Origin of the sequence: Mesorhizobium salmacidum (SeqCode) (assembly GCF_037179605.1) — a bacterium.
Lineage (GTDB): Bacteria > Pseudomonadota > Alphaproteobacteria > Rhizobiales > Rhizobiaceae > Mesorhizobium > Mesorhizobium salmacidum.
The window spans coordinates 26490-41197 of sequence record NZ_JAPYKS010000009.1 but is presented as its reverse complement, the minus strand read 5'-3'; the positions used below and the strand labels follow the sequence as shown (position 1 = coordinate 41197).

Here is a 14708-nt window from a genome sequence, read left to right as displayed (position 1 = left end):
ATTTTTAATCCATGCTTGCCGGGAGCGTACTGCCGGCGTTGATTTCGGATGCTTCGCGGCATTCAGCCGACGATCCGACCAATAGTCTCTGATTTTGACGGATACGGCAGGTCACGGTTTGTCGGGTGGCGCAAACGCCCGCCTCTGGCACTTATGCCTGCCGCGGCTCCAGTGACGACTGAAGCCCTGGGGGACTATCCGGTGGCGTCATGCTCCGCTCCTGTGTCCGTTGCGACATCGTCGTGGCGAAGCGCAAATCGCAGATGCCTGCGGCGTCTCGCAGGCCGCCTTGGGGCGGCGAGGCCATCGAAAGACGGCCGGCTTCGCTGACTTCCGAAGACTGCTCCCGTGAGTTGGCCGCGTCAACCATCAATAGCCGGTTACGGAAAAATGTGATCACCGGGAGCTTACGTTCAGGTCAGTTTCCGCACAGCTTTGTCAGGAGCGTGTTCGGCCTTTGTTCTTTCCGCTTGCCCCTTCGCGCGAAAGACGGTTAAACGACTTCTGTCGGGAGTTGTGGCGTCTCTCGACGTGGCGGCAAAAAGACCTACATAGGGGATGGCTGGGAAAACCCGCCAATCCCACGAATTCCAGATCTGAGGCGGCGACCGGCGATGGCCGACCATAAATTCCTATCCATTCGCGGGGCGCGCGAACACAATCTGAAGAACGTCGATCTCGACCTGCCGCGTGACAGCCTGATCGTCATGACCGGCCTGTCGGGCTCCGGCAAATCGTCGCTGGCCTTCGACACCATCTATGCCGAAGGCCAGCGCCGCTATGTCGAGAGCCTCTCGGCCTATGCACGGCAATTCCTCGAAATGATGCAGAAGCCCGACGTCGACCAGATCGACGGCCTGTCGCCGGCCATTTCCATCGAGCAGAAGACCACGTCGAAGAACCCGCGTTCGACGGTCGGCACCGTCACCGAAATCTACGACTATATGCGGCTTCTCTTTGCCCGTGTCGGCGTGCCCTATTCGCCGGCCACCGGCCTGCCGATCGAGAGCCAGACGGTCAGCCAGATGGTCGACCGGGTACTGGCGGTCGAGGAAGGCACGCGCCTGTTCCTGCTGGCGCCCATCGTGCGCGGCCGCAAGGGCGAGTACCGCAAGGAACTGCTGGAGCTGCAGAAGAAAGGGTTCCAGCGCGTCAAGGTCGACGGCGTCTTCTACGAAATCGCCGATGTGCCGGCGCTGGACAAGAAATACAAGCACGACATCGACGTTGTCGTCGACCGCATCGTCGTGCGCGGCGACCTTGCCACGCGTCTCGCCGACTCCATCGAGACGGCGCTGAAGCTGGCCGAAGGGCTGGCGGTGGCCGAGTTCGCCGACAAGCCGCTCGACGCCAGCCAGACCGGCGAGGATTCGGTCAACAAGTCGAAGAACGAGACGCATGAGCGCATCCTGTTCTCGGAAAAGTTCGCTTGCCCGGTGTCCGGCTTCACCATTCCGGAAATCGAGCCCAGGCTGTTCTCCTTCAACAACCCGTTCGGCGCCTGCCCGACCTGTGACGGTCTCGGCAGCCAGCGCGCCATCGACCCCAACCTCGTGGTGCCCGACGAGAACGTGTCGCTGCGCGACGGCGCCGTCAGCCCATGGGCGAAATCGACCTCGCCCTATTACTCGCAGACGCTCGAGGCGTTGGGCAAGGCGTACGACTTCAAGCTCGGCGACAAGTTCAAGGATCTTTCCGCGCAAGCGCAGGAGGCGATCCTGCGCGGCACCGGCGAGCGAGAGATCACCTTCCAGTATGATGACGGCCTGCGTTCCTACAAGACGACCAAGACTTTTGAAGGCGTCATCCCCAATCTCGAACGGCGTTGGAAAGAGACCGAGTCCGCCTGGATGCGCGAAGAAATCGAGCGCTTCATGTCGGCGACGCCCTGCCCGGTCTGCAAGGGCTACCGGCTGAAGCCGGAAGCGTTGGCGGTGAAGATTGCCGGCAAGCATATTGGCGAGGTGACGGAACAGTCGATCCGCAACGCCGACAAATGGTTCACCGACCTGCCGGCGCAGCTCAACGACAAGCAGAACGAGATCGCTGTCCGCGTCTTGAAGGAAATCCGCGAACGCCTGCGTTTCCTCAACGATGTCGGGCTCGATTATCTCACTTTGTCGCGCAATTCCGGCACGCTGTCGGGCGGCGAAAGCCAACGCATCCGGCTGGCCTCGCAGATCGGCTCTGGGCTGACCGGCGTGCTCTATGTGCTGGACGAGCCGTCGATCGGCCTGCACCAGCGCGACAACACGCGCCTGCTCGACACGCTCAAGCATCTGCGCGACATCGGCAACACGGTGATCGTCGTCGAGCATGACGAGGACGCCATCCTGCATGCCGACTATGTCGTCGATATGGGCCCCGCCGCCGGCATCCATGGCGGCGAGATCATCGCCCAAGGCACGCCGCAGCAGGTGATGGCCAACCCCAATTCGATCACCGGCAAATATCTGTCGGGCGCACTTGAAGTGGCAACGCCTGGCATGCGCCGCGAAGCCAAGAAGAACCGGCGGCTGAAGATCGTCGGCGCGCGCGGCAACAATCTGAAGAACGTCACCGCCGAAATCCCGCTCGGCACGTTCACCGCCGTCACCGGCGTGTCCGGCGGCGGCAAGTCGACCTTCCTGATCGAGACACTGTTCAAGGCGGCCTCGCGCCGCATCATGGGCTCGCGCGAGCATCCGGCCGAGCATGACCGCATCGAGGGGCTGGAATTCCTCGACAAGGTCATCGACATAGACCAGTCGCCGATTGGGCGGACCCCGCGTTCGAACCCCGCCACCTACACCGGCGCCTTCACGCCGATCCGTGACTGGTTCGCGGGTCTTCCCGAAGCGAAGGCGCGCGGCTATCAGCCGGGCCGTTTCTCCTTCAACGTCAAGGGCGGCCGCTGCGAGGCCTGCCAGGGCGACGGCGTCATCAAGATCGAGATGCATTTTTTGCCCGACGTCTACGTCACCTGCGACGTCTGCCACGGCAAGCGCTACAACAGAGAGACGCTCGACGTCCTGTTCAAGGGCAAGTCGATCGCCGACGTGCTCGACATGACGGTCGAGGAAGGCGTCGACTTCTTCGCCGCCGTGCCTGGCGTGCGCGACAAGCTGGAGACGCTGAAGCAGGTCGGGCTGGGCTACATCCACATCGGCCAGCAGGCGACGACGCTGTCCGGCGGCGAGGCGCAGCGCATCAAGCTGGCCAAGGAACTGTCGCGCAAGGCAACCGGCAAGACGCTCTACATCCTCGATGAGCCGACCACCGGCCTGCACTTCCACGACGTCGCCAAATTGTTGGAAGTGCTGCACGAACTGGTCGACCAGGGTAACACCGTGGTCGTCATTGAGCACAATCTCGAAGTGATAAAAACCGCCGACTGGGTGCTCGACCTCGGGCCCGAAGGCGGTGATGGCGGCGGCGAACTGGTCGCCTCCGGCACTCCGGAAGCCATCGTGCGCGAGAAGCGCAGCTACACCGGCCAGTTCCTCAAGGAGCTTCTGGAGCGGCGCCCTGGAGGCAAGCGCGAAGCGGCGGAGTGATGACAGAGGATGGTCTCATCACGGTCCAGAGCCGCTTTGGCGTGACCGAAACCATCGACCGCCTGGCTGAGGTGGTCAAGCGCGCGGAACTGCTTGTGTTCGCGCGCATCGATCACCAGGCCGGCGCGCGCGATGTCGGCACCGCGCTGCGGCCGACGGAGCTTCTGATTTTCGGCAACCCGAAGGGCGGCACACCGCTGATGCAGGACCAACAGCTTGCCGGCATCGACCTGCCGGTGAAGGCGCTGGCCTGGGAGGACGAGCACGGCAAGGTCTGGCTTTCCTACAATGACGCCCATTGGATCGCCGAACGCCACGATCTCCGTGACGCCAGCCGCGATGCCGTCGCCGCAATTGCCGCTGGCATGGAAAAGGTGATAACGGCCGCTGCCGGAATGGATCAATCATGAGGCTCGCTGGCCCAGAAGATCTCGCCGCGATCGTGGCGCTGACGCAAGCGGCCTATGCTTCCTACAACGCCATACTCGACGCGCCACCGATCCCCGTTACCGAGGATTATGCGCCGCGTATCCAGCGCGGCGAGGTCTGGCTACTTGAGAGCGGCAATGATCCCGCCGGGCTTATTGTCCTTGAACGACACGAAGACCACGCCATGATCTTCAGCGTCGCCGTCTCCCCTGCTTTTCAGGGCAAAAAACTCGGCATAGCACTGCTCAATCACGCGGATGAACAGGCGCGTCTGTGGGGTTTGCTGGAGGTACGGCTCTACACCAACGCCAAGATGGAACGGAACATCGCGCTCTACGCCGCCTATGGCTACCGTGAAACGGGTCGCCGGCCCAATCCCTATCGGCCAGGGTGGATACTGGTCGAGATGGCCAAACCTATCGACAGGCCTACCGCGGTCTGATCGCTTTTAGAAATCGGGGAGGACGACAATGAGCACATCGGGAACAATCCGCGCCGGCATGGGCGGCTGGACCTTCGAGCCCTGGGACACGTCCTTCTATCCCGAAAAACTGTCGAAGGCGAAGCAACTGCAATATGCCACCCGGCAGGTGCCGAGCATCGAGGTCAACGGCACCTATTATTCGAGCTTCAAGGAGCCGACCTTCGTCAAATGGGCCAACGAGGCGCCGGACGGTTTCGTCTACTCGCTGAAAGGCAACCGCTTCGTCACCAACAGGCGCGTGCTCGGCGAAGCCGGTGAATCGATGATGCGTTTCCTGGGTTCCGGCGTTGCCGCGCTCGGCGACAAGCTCGGGCCGATCCTGTGGCAGTTCGCGCCGACCAAGAAGTTCGATCAGGACGATTTTGAAACATTTCTGAAGCTGCTGCCGGAAAAGCAGGACGGCGTCGCGCTGCGCCACGCGCTCGAAGTCCGCAACGACAGCTTCATCGTGCCGGAATTCGCCGCGCTCGCGCGCAAATACAAGGCAGCGATCGTCTATGCCGACCATGCCAAATATCCTGACATCGCCGATATCACCGGCGATTTCGTCTATGCGCGGCTGCAGACCGGCAGCGACGACAATCCCGATTGCTACACGCCAAAGGGCCTCGACGAATGGGCAGCGCGGGCAAAGATTTGGGCGGAAGGCAAGCAGCCGGCCGATCTGCGGCGCGCCGACCCCGCCACCGACGCCCCGGTTCAGCCGCGCGACGTGTTCGTCTACTTTATCACCGAAGGCAAGGTGCGTGCGCCGTTCGGGGCGATGGCGCTGATGAGGCGTGTGGCCGACTAAATAGCAAGCTTGCATCGCGGCCATGTCTTTTGTCGAGGCTTCGAGGTGGGGTGTTGCTGCGTGTTCGGAACCCGCGGGGCATCTTGACCGTTTTGGCTATCTAGCCGAGAGCCTGCTTCCATGGCGCCCGGGCGTTGGGCAAAAGCGAGGAGAGATGGCTATCATCCTCATCGGAGCGTTGCTGACCATAGCCGGCCTTGTGTACATGGCGGGCGCAGCCATCAAGCGCGGCCAGTTGAGCGGCGGCTCGGCGCCTGCGGGCTCGACAGGTCCGACGCTTGAGCCACCCCGGCGTGGCCTTCGTTTCCTAGGCCTCTCGCAAGATTGGCCGGGCTTGCTGATGATGGGGGTCGGCATCCTCATGCTGTTGTCGGTGGCAATTCTCTGACACGGAGAAATCCTGGCATTCTCGGCCCGTCGTAACCTTATTGACACTTCCTTGCCGCATGAATGCGCCGACGCCAGGCCGCAGAGCTGGAACCGCCGCCGGCAGGGAAAGAGGGGCATGTCGCTCGACTACACTTCGCTTCTGCTGGCCGTCGGGTTCTCCGCCGCCTGCCTCAGCCTGACATTGTTCGGCATGTGGCTGACCGCCCGCTCGGAAAAATTCCTGCTGACATGGGCGATCAGCCTGGTGTTCGTGGTCGGCGATATTTTCATCTATGACGCCTATATCGACATGCCCGGGCGTCTGCTCGGCATCGCCACTTCAGCGTTCCTGCTGATCGGCTTTTCGGCCATGCTGGGTGCTGCCTATCAGTTCCGAACCGGCGGCTCGCCGTTGCCGCGGGCGTTGTGGGGTTGCGTTTCGTTGGCGATTGCGTTGCCTCCCATGGCTTTGGGCTATGATGGCCTCGGCTTCATGTTCGAGAACATGTTCGCCGCCTTGCTGCTGTTCGCCACGGCATTCGAATATTGGCGAGGCCGCGATGAGGCACCCGCCCTGACGATCGGCATCACCGCACTCTATTCGGCCACGGCCACATCCTTCGCGCTCTGCGCCATGGTTCTTGCCTGGGATGGCAAACTGGTTCTGGGACACGCACCAAGCAACTGGGCCGAGGAGCTGAGCCTCATCGTGGTTATCGCCAGCATGACAGGTATCGGCGCGCTTTCGCTTGCCCTTAACCAGGGGCGCCTGGCGAGGTACCACCACCGCAACGCCCTGACGGATCCCTTGACCGGCCTGCTCAACCGGCGCGCTCTGTTCGACATGCACGGCGACGTCCCGGTCGGTGCCTTTACCGCGGTGGTCGTCTTCGACCTCGACAACTTCAAGGCCATCAACGACGAATTCGGTCACGCGGCAGGCGATGAGGTGCTGAGGGTGTTCGCCAGGGAACTCGCCGGCAATCTTCGCCGGACCGACGTCGCCGCGCGCATGGGCGGCGAAGAATTCGCACTGGTGCTGAAACGCACTCTGCCGGAAACGGTCGAGCAATCGGCAGAGCGAATCAGGGCCGTATTCGCGACGCGGCTGATAGAAACCGAAAGCGGTTCGCTCACCTGCACGGTCAGCGCCGGGTTTGCCTTTGGCAGCAAGGAAGGGCTCAGCTTCGACAAGGTGCTCAACGCCGCCGACAAGGCGCTCTACGATGCCAAGCGCGGAGGCCGCAACCGCGTGACCGCCTCTCCCTTCCGACGCGTGAGCTGATCACGCGTATCATGGCGAAGCTGTGATTGTTGGATAGCGAAGGCTGCCCTTAGGCCGCCATGACGATTTCATTGAAGGCATCGAGGTCGACATAGAAGACCTTGGTGATCTCCTCGATCAGATCGTCGTAATCGCAGCCTTGTGACCTCAAGATGTTGATGGCGGCGATGATGTCGACGCGTTCGGTAAGCCGCCGCTTCTGGTAGTCCTCGACGTAACGTTCCATGGCTGTCCCTTAGCCTGTGTGCCCAAACGCGTTTGAACGACAATCAGATCGGGAAGCTAGGAAGTCTTGCTTGCGTGGAACTTGCAGAACCTTCGCCGCGCCTCGATCTGCGATAACCAGACTGATACGGAAGCGGCCGACTCACAAAGCCTAGAAAAGACTAGCATGCGATATTGCGTGTGCCAGAGACGCAGATGATGGACGGAAGAAATATTGGACTTGCCAAGGACTTCAAATCTTCAAATGAAGTTCAGCGCCGATTCTAGACCGTAAGGAATTTGCGAACATCAGCCCGGTCCAAATCTTCCGCTGGGCCGGTGTGGACGATCTGGCCGCGGTCCATGATGTTGACCTCGTCGGCGAGTTCTCGGCAGAAGTCCAGATACTGTTCGACCAGAAGCACCGCGATGCCGGCCTGGTCGCGCAGGTAGCGTATGGCGCGGCCGATATCCTTGATAACAGAGGGCTGGATGCCTTCGGTCGGCTCGTCGAGCACCAGCAGCTTCGGCCGCATTACCAGCGCCCTGCCGATGGCCAACTGCTGCTGTTGACCGCCGGAAAGATCGCCACCACGACGGCCAAGCATCTGCTTCAGCACCGGAAACAGTTCGAAGACGTGCGCCGGCACGTTGCGGTCGGCGCGCCTCAAGGGCGCGAAACCGGATTCGAGATTTTCCCGCACGCTGAGCAGCGGAAAGATCTCCCTGCCCTGCGGCACGAATGCGATGCCCGACCGGGCGCGGTCATACGCCGCGCTCCGGTCGAGCGCCTTCCCCTCGAAGGCAACACTTCCGCTCGTCAGCCGGTGATGGCCGACGATCGATCTCATCAAACTTGTCTTGCCGACGCCGTTGCGGCCGAGCACGCAGGTGATCTTACCCGCACCCGCCTTCAGCGACACGCCGCGCAGCGCCTGGGCGGCGCCGTAATGGAGCGTGGCATTGGAAACTTCGAGCATGTCAGCGCCTTCTCCAGAAGCGAAGAAACGACATGTCGAAGTGATGGAATTGCACCCGCCAGACCATATTCATCTCCCCAGATAGACTTCGACGACGCGCTCGTCGGCCGAGACGAAATCGAGCGTCCCTTCCGAGAGCACCGAGCCTTCATGCAGGCAGGTGACCTTCACGCCGAGCTCGCGGACGAAATGCATGTCGTGCTCGACGACAATGACCGAGTGGTCGCGGGCGATATCCCTGAGCAGCCGTGCGGTTTCCTCGGTTTCGGCATCGGTCATGCCGGCGACCGGCTCGTCGACCAGAAGCAGTTTCGGGTCTTGCGCCAGCAGCATGCCGATCTCGAGCCACTGCTTCTGGCCGTGGCTGAGATTGGCGGCGAGCTCGCGGCGCTTGTCGCCTAACCGAATAATGCCAAGGATGTCATCGATCTGCCGCGCCTCGGCGGCCGATTGGCGGTGGAACAGCGCCGGGAAGATCGAACGCGGCCCCTTTAGCGCCAGCATCAGGTTTTCTTCGATCGTGTGGCTTTCGAAGACGGTCGGCTTCTGGAATTTGCGGCCGATGCCCATCATGGCGATCTCGGCTTCGTCATGCCTGGTGAGGTCCACCTGGCCGTCGAAGAACACTTCGCCTTCATCCGGCCTCGTCTTGCCGGTGACGATGTCCATCATCGTCGTCTTTCCGGCGCCGTTGGGGCCGATGATGGCGCGCATCTCGCCCTTGTCGAGCACCAGCGACAGATTGTTGATGGCGCGAAAGCCGTCGAAGGAGACCGAGACGCCGTCGAGATAGAGGATGGTGTTGGATTTGCTCATGGTCGCTTACTCCGCCGCCTGCGGTTCGGGGTCGGACCAGGACCATTCGCCCGGATTTCGCGCCGGCGAGCGAGCGGGCTTCGACGTCGCGGACGCGATCCCAACCTCGGTGCCGGCTTCTTCAGCGAGGGAAGCCGCGCGCAACGCCCTGGCATTGCCGCGCCAACTGTCCCACATGCCGATGATGCCCTTGGGCAAGAGCAAGGTGACGGCGACGAACAGGCCGCCGAGCGCGAACAACCAGAATTCCGGCAGCACGCCGGTGAACCAGGATTTCCCGGCATTGACCAGCAGCGCGCCGATGATCGGCCCGACAATTGTGCCGCGCCCGCCGACGGCCGCCCAGATTACGACCTCGATCGAATTGGACGGCTCGAACTCGCCGGGATTGATGATGCCTACCTGCGGCACATAGAGCGCGCCGGCAATGCCGGCCATGACGGCCGAGACGGTGAAGGCAAACAGTTTTACGTTCTCCGCCCGCCAGCCGAGGAAGCGCGTGCGGCTTTCAGCGTCGCGCACGGCCATCAGGAGCTTGCCATATTTGGAGCCGACGATCGCCCAGGTGATGAAGACGGCGAGTGCGAGCATGATGGCGCTGGCCGCGAACAGTGCCGAACGGGTCGCATCGGCTTGCACGTTGAAGCCGAGAATATCCTTGAAATCGGTCAGGCCGTTGTTGCCGCCGAAACCCATATCATTGCGGAAGAAGGCGAGCAGGAGCGCATAGGTCATCGCCTGAGTGATGATCGAGAGATAGACGCCGGTGACACGGCTTCGGAAGGCGAACCAGCCGAAGATGAAGGCAAGCAGACCGGGCACTGCCAGGACCATGAGGCCGGCGAACCAGAAATGGTCGAAGCCGGTCCAGAACCAGGGCAGCTCCTTGTAGTTCAGGAACACCATGAAATCGGGCAGGATCGGATTGCCGTAGACGCCGCGCGAGCCGATTTGACGCATCAGATACATCCCCATCGCATAGCCGCCGAGCGCGAAGAAGGCGCCGTGGCCGAGCGAAAGGATGCCGCAATAGCCCCAGACCAGGTCGAGCGAGAGCGCTAGCAGCGCGTAGCAGAGATATTTGCCGGTCAGCGCCACGATGTAGGACGGCACGTAGAAAGCGCTGGTCGGCGAAACAGCCAGATTGAGCAGCGGCACGATGGCGGCCACCGCCAGCAGGACGAAAATGGTGATGGCAATGCGGCGGTCGGCACCCGGGGCGAAGAAGCGTCCTGACATCATGCTTCCACCGCCCTGCCCTTGAGCGCGAACAGGCCGCGCGGGCGCTTCTGGATGAACAGGATGATCAGCACCAGCACGACAATCTTTCCGAGGACGGCGCCGGCATAAGGCTCGAGAACCTTGTTGACGATGCCGAGCGAAAAGGCGCCGACCAGCGTGCCCCAAAGATTGCCGACACCGCCGAAGACGACGACCATGAAGCTGTCGATGATGTAGCCGCGGCCGAGATTGGGCGAGACATTGTCGATCTGGCTGAGCGCGACGCCGGCAATGCCGGCAATTCCCGATCCTAGCGCGAAAGTCAAAGCGTCGACCCACGGCGTCCTGATTCCCATCGAGGCGGCCATGCGCCGGTTGGCGGTGACGGCGCGCATCTGCAGGCCCCAGGGCGTGCGCTTCATCACGTAGAGCAACATGCCGAACACCGTGAGCGCGAACACTAGAATCCACAGACGGTTCCAGGTGATGGCCAGTTGCCCGATGTCGAAGGAGCCGGACATCCAGGACGGATTGCCGACCTCCTGGTTGGTCGGCCCGAAGATCGAGCGCACCGCCTGCTGCAGGATAAGCGAGACGCCCCAGGTCGCCAGCAGCGTCTCCAGCGGCCGCCCGTAGAGGAAGCGGATCACACCGCGCTCGATGATGAGACCGACGAACGCCGCGACCAGAAAGGCAAGCGGCAGCGCGATCACCAGCGACCAGTCGAACAATCCGGGAAAGGATGTCCGGATCACCTGCTGGACGACGAAGGTCGTGTAGGCGCCAAGCATCACCATCTCGCCATGCGCCATGTTGATGACACCCATGACACCGAAGGTGATGGCAAGCCCGATCGCCGCCAGCAGCAGGACCGAACCCAGCGAAATCCCGTACCAGATGTTCTGGCCGGCATCCCATAAGGCCAGCGTCGAATTGATGCTGGCGATCGCCGCCGTCGCCGCGTCCTTGACCGCGCCCGACGCACTGGCTTCGATCGAGGTGAGCAGCGAAACCGCATCGCGGTCACCACGCGTACCGATCAAGGCGACTGCGGCGAGTTTGTCGGCCTCAGGCCTATCGGAAACAAGCACCGAGGCCGCACGAGCCTGTCCGAGCAGGGCCTTGACGCCAGCCACGGTCTCTTTGGCGATCGCCGCGTCGAGTGGCTCTATGTTCGAGGCATCGGGTGTTTTGAACATCGTGTCGGCCGCAGCCAGTCGTGCGGCCGAATCCTTGGCGCCAAGCGTCAACGTGCCCAGCGCGTCGCGGATGACGCGACGCAGCGTGTTGTTGACCTTGATCTTGGTGACGTCGTCCTTGGCAGCCTCGCCTGATGCTTCGCTGCCGAGCGGGTCGAAAAGCTGGACGCTTTCGCCGGCTTCCTTGCCGACGAAAAGCAGGGAATCGGCCTTGCGGATATAGAGGTTGCCGTCGGCGAGTGCCGAGAGCGGCCTTTCGACCGTTGGATCGCCTGTGGCGGTTAGTTCATGCACCACTGCTCCGATATCCGAAAAACCCTTGGCGGTAGCGAACTTGGCGATGGTGGCGCGCAGATCGGCTTCGCCTGCCCCCGACGACGACAGCATCGCCAGCAGGAACAACAGCGTCAGGCCAATCGTGCGGATCAAGGTCATCGGCTTTTGTGGACCCTTGGAGGCTTGGAATTAGGCGTCCGGACTGTGGAGGAAACCGCCCGGACGCGCGCGGTCCTGGGGATGGGCCTGAAGGCCCAGCCCGGCAGACCTGGGAGGATCAGTTCGTCCCCTTGCCGCCGCACTTGCCCGTGGCAACGTTGAAGTTGCCGCAGGACAGAGGCTTGCGCCAATCGGAAATCAGGTCCTTGGAGTCCGGCAGATAGTCGGACCATTCGTCGCCCATCACCAGGCCCGGTGTGCGCGAAACCGTTTCGAACTGGCCGTCGGCCTGGATTTCGCCGATCAGCACCGGCTTGGTGATGTGGTGGTTCGGCATCATCGTCGCATAGCCGCCGGTCAGGTTGGGCACCGAAACGCCGACCATGGCGTCGATGACCTTGTCCGGATCGGTGGTGCCGGCCTTCTCGACCGCCTTCACCCACATGTTGAAGCCGATATAATGGGCTTCCATCGGGTCGTTGGTGGTGCGCTTGTCGTTCTTGATGAACTTGTGCCAGTCGGCGATGAACTTCTTGTTCTCGGGCGTATCGATGCTCTCGAAATAGTTCCAGGCGGCGAGATGGCCGACCAAGGGTGCGGTGTCGAGACCGGCCAGCTCTTCCTCGCCGACCGAGAAGGCCATGACCGGAATGTCCTCGGCCTTGATGCCCTGGTTACCGAGTTCCTTGTAGAATGGCACGTTGGCGTCGCCATTGACGGTCGAGACAACGGCCGTCTTCTTGCCGGCCGAGCCGAACTTCTTGATCGCCGAAACCTCGGTCTGCCAGTCGGCGAAGCCGAACGGCGTATAGTTGACCATGATGTCTTCGGCAGCGACGCCCTTCGACTTCAGGTAGGCTTCGAGGATCTTGTTGGTGGTGCGTGGATAGACGTAGTCGGTTCCTTCGAGCACCCAGCGCTTCACCGAGCCGCCATCCTCGCTCATCAGGTAGTCGACAGCTGGAATCGCCTGCTGGTTCGGCGCGGCACCCGTGTAGAACACGTTGCGCTCGCTCTCCTCACCCTCATACTGGACGGGATAGAACAGGATGTTGTCCAGTTCCGAAAACACTGGCAGCACCGATTTGCGCGACACCGAGGTCCAGCAGCCAAACACCGCCGCGACCTTGTCCTTCGAGATGAGCTCGCGCGCCTTTTCGGCGAACAGGGGCCAGTTGGATGCCGGATCGACGACGACAGCTTCGAGCTTCTTGCCGAGCAGGCCGCCCTTGGCGTTCTGCTCGTCGATGAGCATCAGCATGGCGTCCTTCAGCGTCGTTTCCGAGATCGCCATCGTGCCCGACAGCGAATGGAGAATGCCGACCTTGATCGTGTCGTCGGCAGCCCTGGCCGGAGCGGTCATCAGACCGGCGGCAACCACGCTCGCCGAGAACATTTTTGCTATTGTCGAGAAATTACCCCTCATTACGGAAGACTCCCAAGCTGGTTGATTGCACCGCCACAATGCAATGCAACCCCCATGCCAACCGCTGACGGTATGCCGAAAATAGGGAAATATCACAACATTATCAGATGGTTGTTATATTAGAATGAACAAATAGAAGAGAGCCGGTTAAAAATTGATTGAGGGAAAATTGCGCAGTGTAGAGCGCGTTTGCCTAATTTTAGCCCATTTTTTCCAAATGCCTATATTTTGGCCGTAGCACACGCGTCGTGGGCAACAAATGTTGCGGCGCGGCGCAAAAAATAGGACAAGCTTGTCGTTCAAGCGGACGGCATCATGACATCAGGCATCGCACGCATATTTATCGGCATCTTGTCTCTGGCGGCGGCAACCGGAGCGGCGCGGGCCGACTTCAGCGACGGCAAGATGCCCGATGGCACCTATCACTGCGAAGTCTACCTGCTCGGCCTGTTCCTCAATCTCGGCGACATCACCATCAAGGGAAATGTCTACACGGGGCCCGTCACCTTCGGTACCGCCAAACAGGCTTACAATTACCAGATGGACGCAAACGGTGTGATCTCGTGGCTGGGCCCGCTGGGCGGCTACACCACTGGCGGCAACGCGCTCTCGATGACCCAGGCAACGCTCGACGGCCAGAGCCCGCCCTCCTTCGACATCATCATGAAGCAGCCCGATGGCGCCTTCACCGCCTCGACCTGCACCCGGGGAGGCAACCAGTAGGCCCTCGCCGCCATTGGGGGCCCCGGCGGTCTGCACCTCTTCGCGGCCACCGGTCATCCATGGCGGAGGTGCTGAAGCGCGAGGCCGCCTAGCGCCCTTGCGTGGCAATTTCGAGCGCCAGGCGGCTCATGTCGGTGAAAAGCTCCTGGCGTTCGGAATAGTCGGCCTGTTCGCCTGTGATAAGATTGTCGACGACGGTCAGCAGCGACAATGCCCTCGCACCGAAATGCGCCGAGATGCGATAGAGAGCGCTGGTTTCCATGTCTACGGCCAGCGCTCCGAGCGCCTTTGCATCGGCATAGCGGGCGGGCGCTTCAGGATGGTAGAATATGTCGGTGCAGGCTGTCAGGCCGGCGTGGTGGTCGATGCCGAGTTCGGTTGCCTTGGCCAATGCGCAAGCGAGCAGCGCTGGATCCGGGCCGACATCAGCTTCGTAAAGACCAAAGACCCCACCGCTCTCGGTGTCTTCAGGCCGTGCCGATTGCGAGATCACAAGGCTGCGCAGCTTTGCCTCGGCGCTCAGGGTACCGCAGGTACCGGTACGGATCAGTGTTCGGGCACCATAATAGTCAAGCAATTCATGCGCATAGATCAGGAACGACGAAACACCAATACCCGTCGCCTGAATGCTGACAGGCTTGCCGCGAAACAGGCCGGTAAAACCAAGCGCGCCGCGTCGACGATTGACGCAGCGCGGCGCGTCCAGGAAAGTCTGCGCCATCCACTCCGCGCGCTGCGGGTCGCCCGGCAACAAAACCGTGTCGGCGTAGTCGCCCTTGCCTGCCTCGATGTGTGGCGTCAACAGCTG

Annotated in this window: 14 protein-coding genes; 7 read left to right on the top strand and 7 right to left on the bottom strand. The window is 61.8% G+C overall.

The annotated features are described in order from the left end of the window. Positions 1–614: 614 nt before the first annotated feature. From uvrA to O7A60_RS13820, 6 genes are all read left to right on the top strand, one after another. Positions 615–3536: an excinuclease ABC subunit UvrA gene (gene uvrA / locus O7A60_RS13845; protein ID WP_337106792.1), complete on the top strand. Its 2922-nt coding sequence runs from the start codon at positions 615–617 to the stop codon at positions 3534–3536. Continuing rightward, positions 3536–3946: a DUF302 domain-containing protein gene (locus O7A60_RS13840; protein WP_337106791.1), complete on the top strand. Its 411-nt coding sequence runs from the start codon at positions 3536–3538 to the stop codon at positions 3944–3946. The genes uvrA and O7A60_RS13840 overlap by 1 nt, the downstream gene beginning before the upstream one ends. Next, positions 3943–4407, top strand: a complete 465-nt coding sequence (locus O7A60_RS13835) for a GNAT family N-acetyltransferase (RefSeq protein WP_337106790.1) — start codon at positions 3943–3945, stop codon at positions 4405–4407. Before O7A60_RS13840 ends, O7A60_RS13835 begins: the two co-directional genes overlap by 4 nt. Positions 4408–4435: 28 nt before the next feature. Further along, the gene (locus O7A60_RS13830; protein WP_337106789.1) at positions 4436–5242 is read left to right on the top strand and encodes a DUF72 domain-containing protein; all 807 of its coding nucleotides are present in this window, start codon (positions 4436–4438) and stop codon (positions 5240–5242) included. A 154-nt stretch (positions 5243–5396) separates the two neighbouring features. After that, entirely contained in the window at positions 5397–5630 is a 234-nt protein-coding gene (locus O7A60_RS13825) for a hypothetical protein (RefSeq protein WP_337106788.1), read from the top strand. Positions 5631–5747: 117 nt separating this feature from the next. Then, positions 5748–6896 (top strand): GGDEF domain-containing protein, encoded by a 1149-nt coding sequence (locus O7A60_RS13820; protein WP_337106787.1) that lies wholly within the window; start codon positions 5748–5750, stop codon positions 6894–6896. 49 nt (positions 6897–6945) lie between these two features. On the opposite strand, the gene O7A60_RS13815 is transcribed toward O7A60_RS13820, so the two are convergent. The 6 genes from O7A60_RS13815 to urtA all read right to left on the bottom strand — a co-directional run bounded on the left by O7A60_RS13815 (position 6946) and on the right by urtA (position 13147). Next, positions 6946–7122: a hypothetical protein gene (locus tag O7A60_RS13815; RefSeq protein WP_084636783.1), complete on the bottom strand. Its 177-nt coding sequence runs from the start codon at positions 7120–7122 to the stop codon at positions 6946–6948. Positions 7123–7384: 262 nt separating this feature from the next. Next, on the bottom strand, positions 7385–8080 hold the full coding sequence (gene urtE / locus O7A60_RS13810) for an urea ABC transporter ATP-binding subunit UrtE (RefSeq protein WP_140750158.1): 696 nt from the start codon (positions 8078–8080) through the stop codon (positions 7385–7387). 69 nt (positions 8081–8149) lie between these two features. Continuing rightward, positions 8150–8896: an urea ABC transporter ATP-binding protein UrtD gene (gene urtD, locus O7A60_RS13805; protein WP_027144934.1), complete on the bottom strand. Its 747-nt coding sequence runs from the start codon at positions 8894–8896 to the stop codon at positions 8150–8152. Positions 8897–8902: 6 nt separating this feature from the next. Next, entirely contained in the window at positions 8903–10138 is a 1236-nt protein-coding gene (gene urtC, locus O7A60_RS13800; protein ID WP_337106786.1) for an urea ABC transporter permease subunit UrtC, read from the bottom strand. Then, positions 10135–11751, bottom strand: coding sequence for an urea ABC transporter permease subunit UrtB (gene urtB / locus O7A60_RS13795; protein WP_337106785.1), 1617 nt, complete (start codon positions 11749–11751; stop codon positions 10135–10137). The genes urtC and urtB overlap by 4 nt, the downstream gene beginning before the upstream one ends. Positions 11752–11869: 118 nt before the next feature. Then, a complete protein-coding gene (gene urtA / locus O7A60_RS13790) occupies positions 11870–13147 on the bottom strand; it encodes an urea ABC transporter substrate-binding protein (protein ID WP_337106948.1) in 1278 nt (425 codons plus the stop codon). Positions 13148–13492: 345 nt separating this feature from the next. Here urtA and O7A60_RS13785 point away from each other — a divergent pair, with 345 nt between their 5' ends. Further along, complete coding sequence (locus O7A60_RS13785) at positions 13493–13900, top strand: hypothetical protein (protein WP_337106784.1); 408 nt, start codon at positions 13493–13495, stop codon at positions 13898–13900. 88 nt (positions 13901–13988) lie between these two features. On the opposite strand, the gene O7A60_RS13780 is transcribed toward O7A60_RS13785, so the two are convergent. Next, positions 13989–14702 carry a purine-nucleoside phosphorylase gene (locus O7A60_RS13780; RefSeq protein ID WP_337106783.1) on the bottom strand — a complete coding sequence of 238 codons (714 nt, stop codon included), beginning with the start codon at positions 14700–14702 and terminating at the stop codon, positions 13989–13991. Between the last annotated feature and the right edge of the window lie 6 nt (positions 14703–14708).

Excerpts from the sequence above, each read along its gene's own strand:
- urtA (WP_337106948.1), bottom strand. The coding sequence starts at position 13,147 with ATGTTCTCGGCGAGCGTGGTTGCCGCCGGTCTGATGACCGCTCCGGCC.
- O7A60_RS13785 (WP_337106784.1), top strand. The coding sequence starts at position 13,493 with ATGACATCAGGCATCGCACGCATATTTATCGGCATCTTGTCTCTGGCG.
- urtB (WP_337106785.1), bottom strand. The coding sequence starts at position 11,751 with ATGACCTTGATCCGCACGATTGGCCTGACGCTGTTGTTCCTGCTGGCG.
- O7A60_RS13825 (WP_337106788.1), top strand. The coding sequence starts at position 5,397 with ATGGCTATCATCCTCATCGGAGCGTTGCTGACCATAGCCGGCCTTGTG.
- O7A60_RS13835 (WP_337106790.1), top strand. The coding sequence starts at position 3,943 with ATGAGGCTCGCTGGCCCAGAAGATCTCGCCGCGATCGTGGCGCTGACG.
- O7A60_RS13820 (WP_337106787.1), top strand. The coding sequence starts at position 5,748 with ATGTCGCTCGACTACACTTCGCTTCTGCTGGCCGTCGGGTTCTCCGCC.
- urtE (WP_140750158.1), bottom strand. The coding sequence starts at position 8,080 with ATGCTCGAAGTTTCCAATGCCACGCTCCATTACGGCGCCGCCCAGGCG.
- O7A60_RS13840 (WP_337106791.1), top strand. The coding sequence starts at position 3,536 with ATGACAGAGGATGGTCTCATCACGGTCCAGAGCCGCTTTGGCGTGACC.
- urtD (WP_027144934.1), bottom strand. The coding sequence starts at position 8,896 with ATGAGCAAATCCAACACCATCCTCTATCTCGACGGCGTCTCGGTCTCC.
- uvrA (WP_337106792.1), top strand. The coding sequence starts at position 615 with ATGGCCGACCATAAATTCCTATCCATTCGCGGGGCGCGCGAACACAAT.
- urtC (WP_337106786.1), bottom strand. The coding sequence starts at position 10,138 with ATGATGTCAGGACGCTTCTTCGCCCCGGGTGCCGACCGCCGCATTGCC.
- O7A60_RS13830 (WP_337106789.1), top strand. The coding sequence starts at position 4,436 with ATGAGCACATCGGGAACAATCCGCGCCGGCATGGGCGGCTGGACCTTC.
- O7A60_RS13815 (WP_084636783.1), bottom strand. The coding sequence starts at position 7,122 with ATGGAACGTTACGTCGAGGACTACCAGAAGCGGCGGCTTACCGAACGC.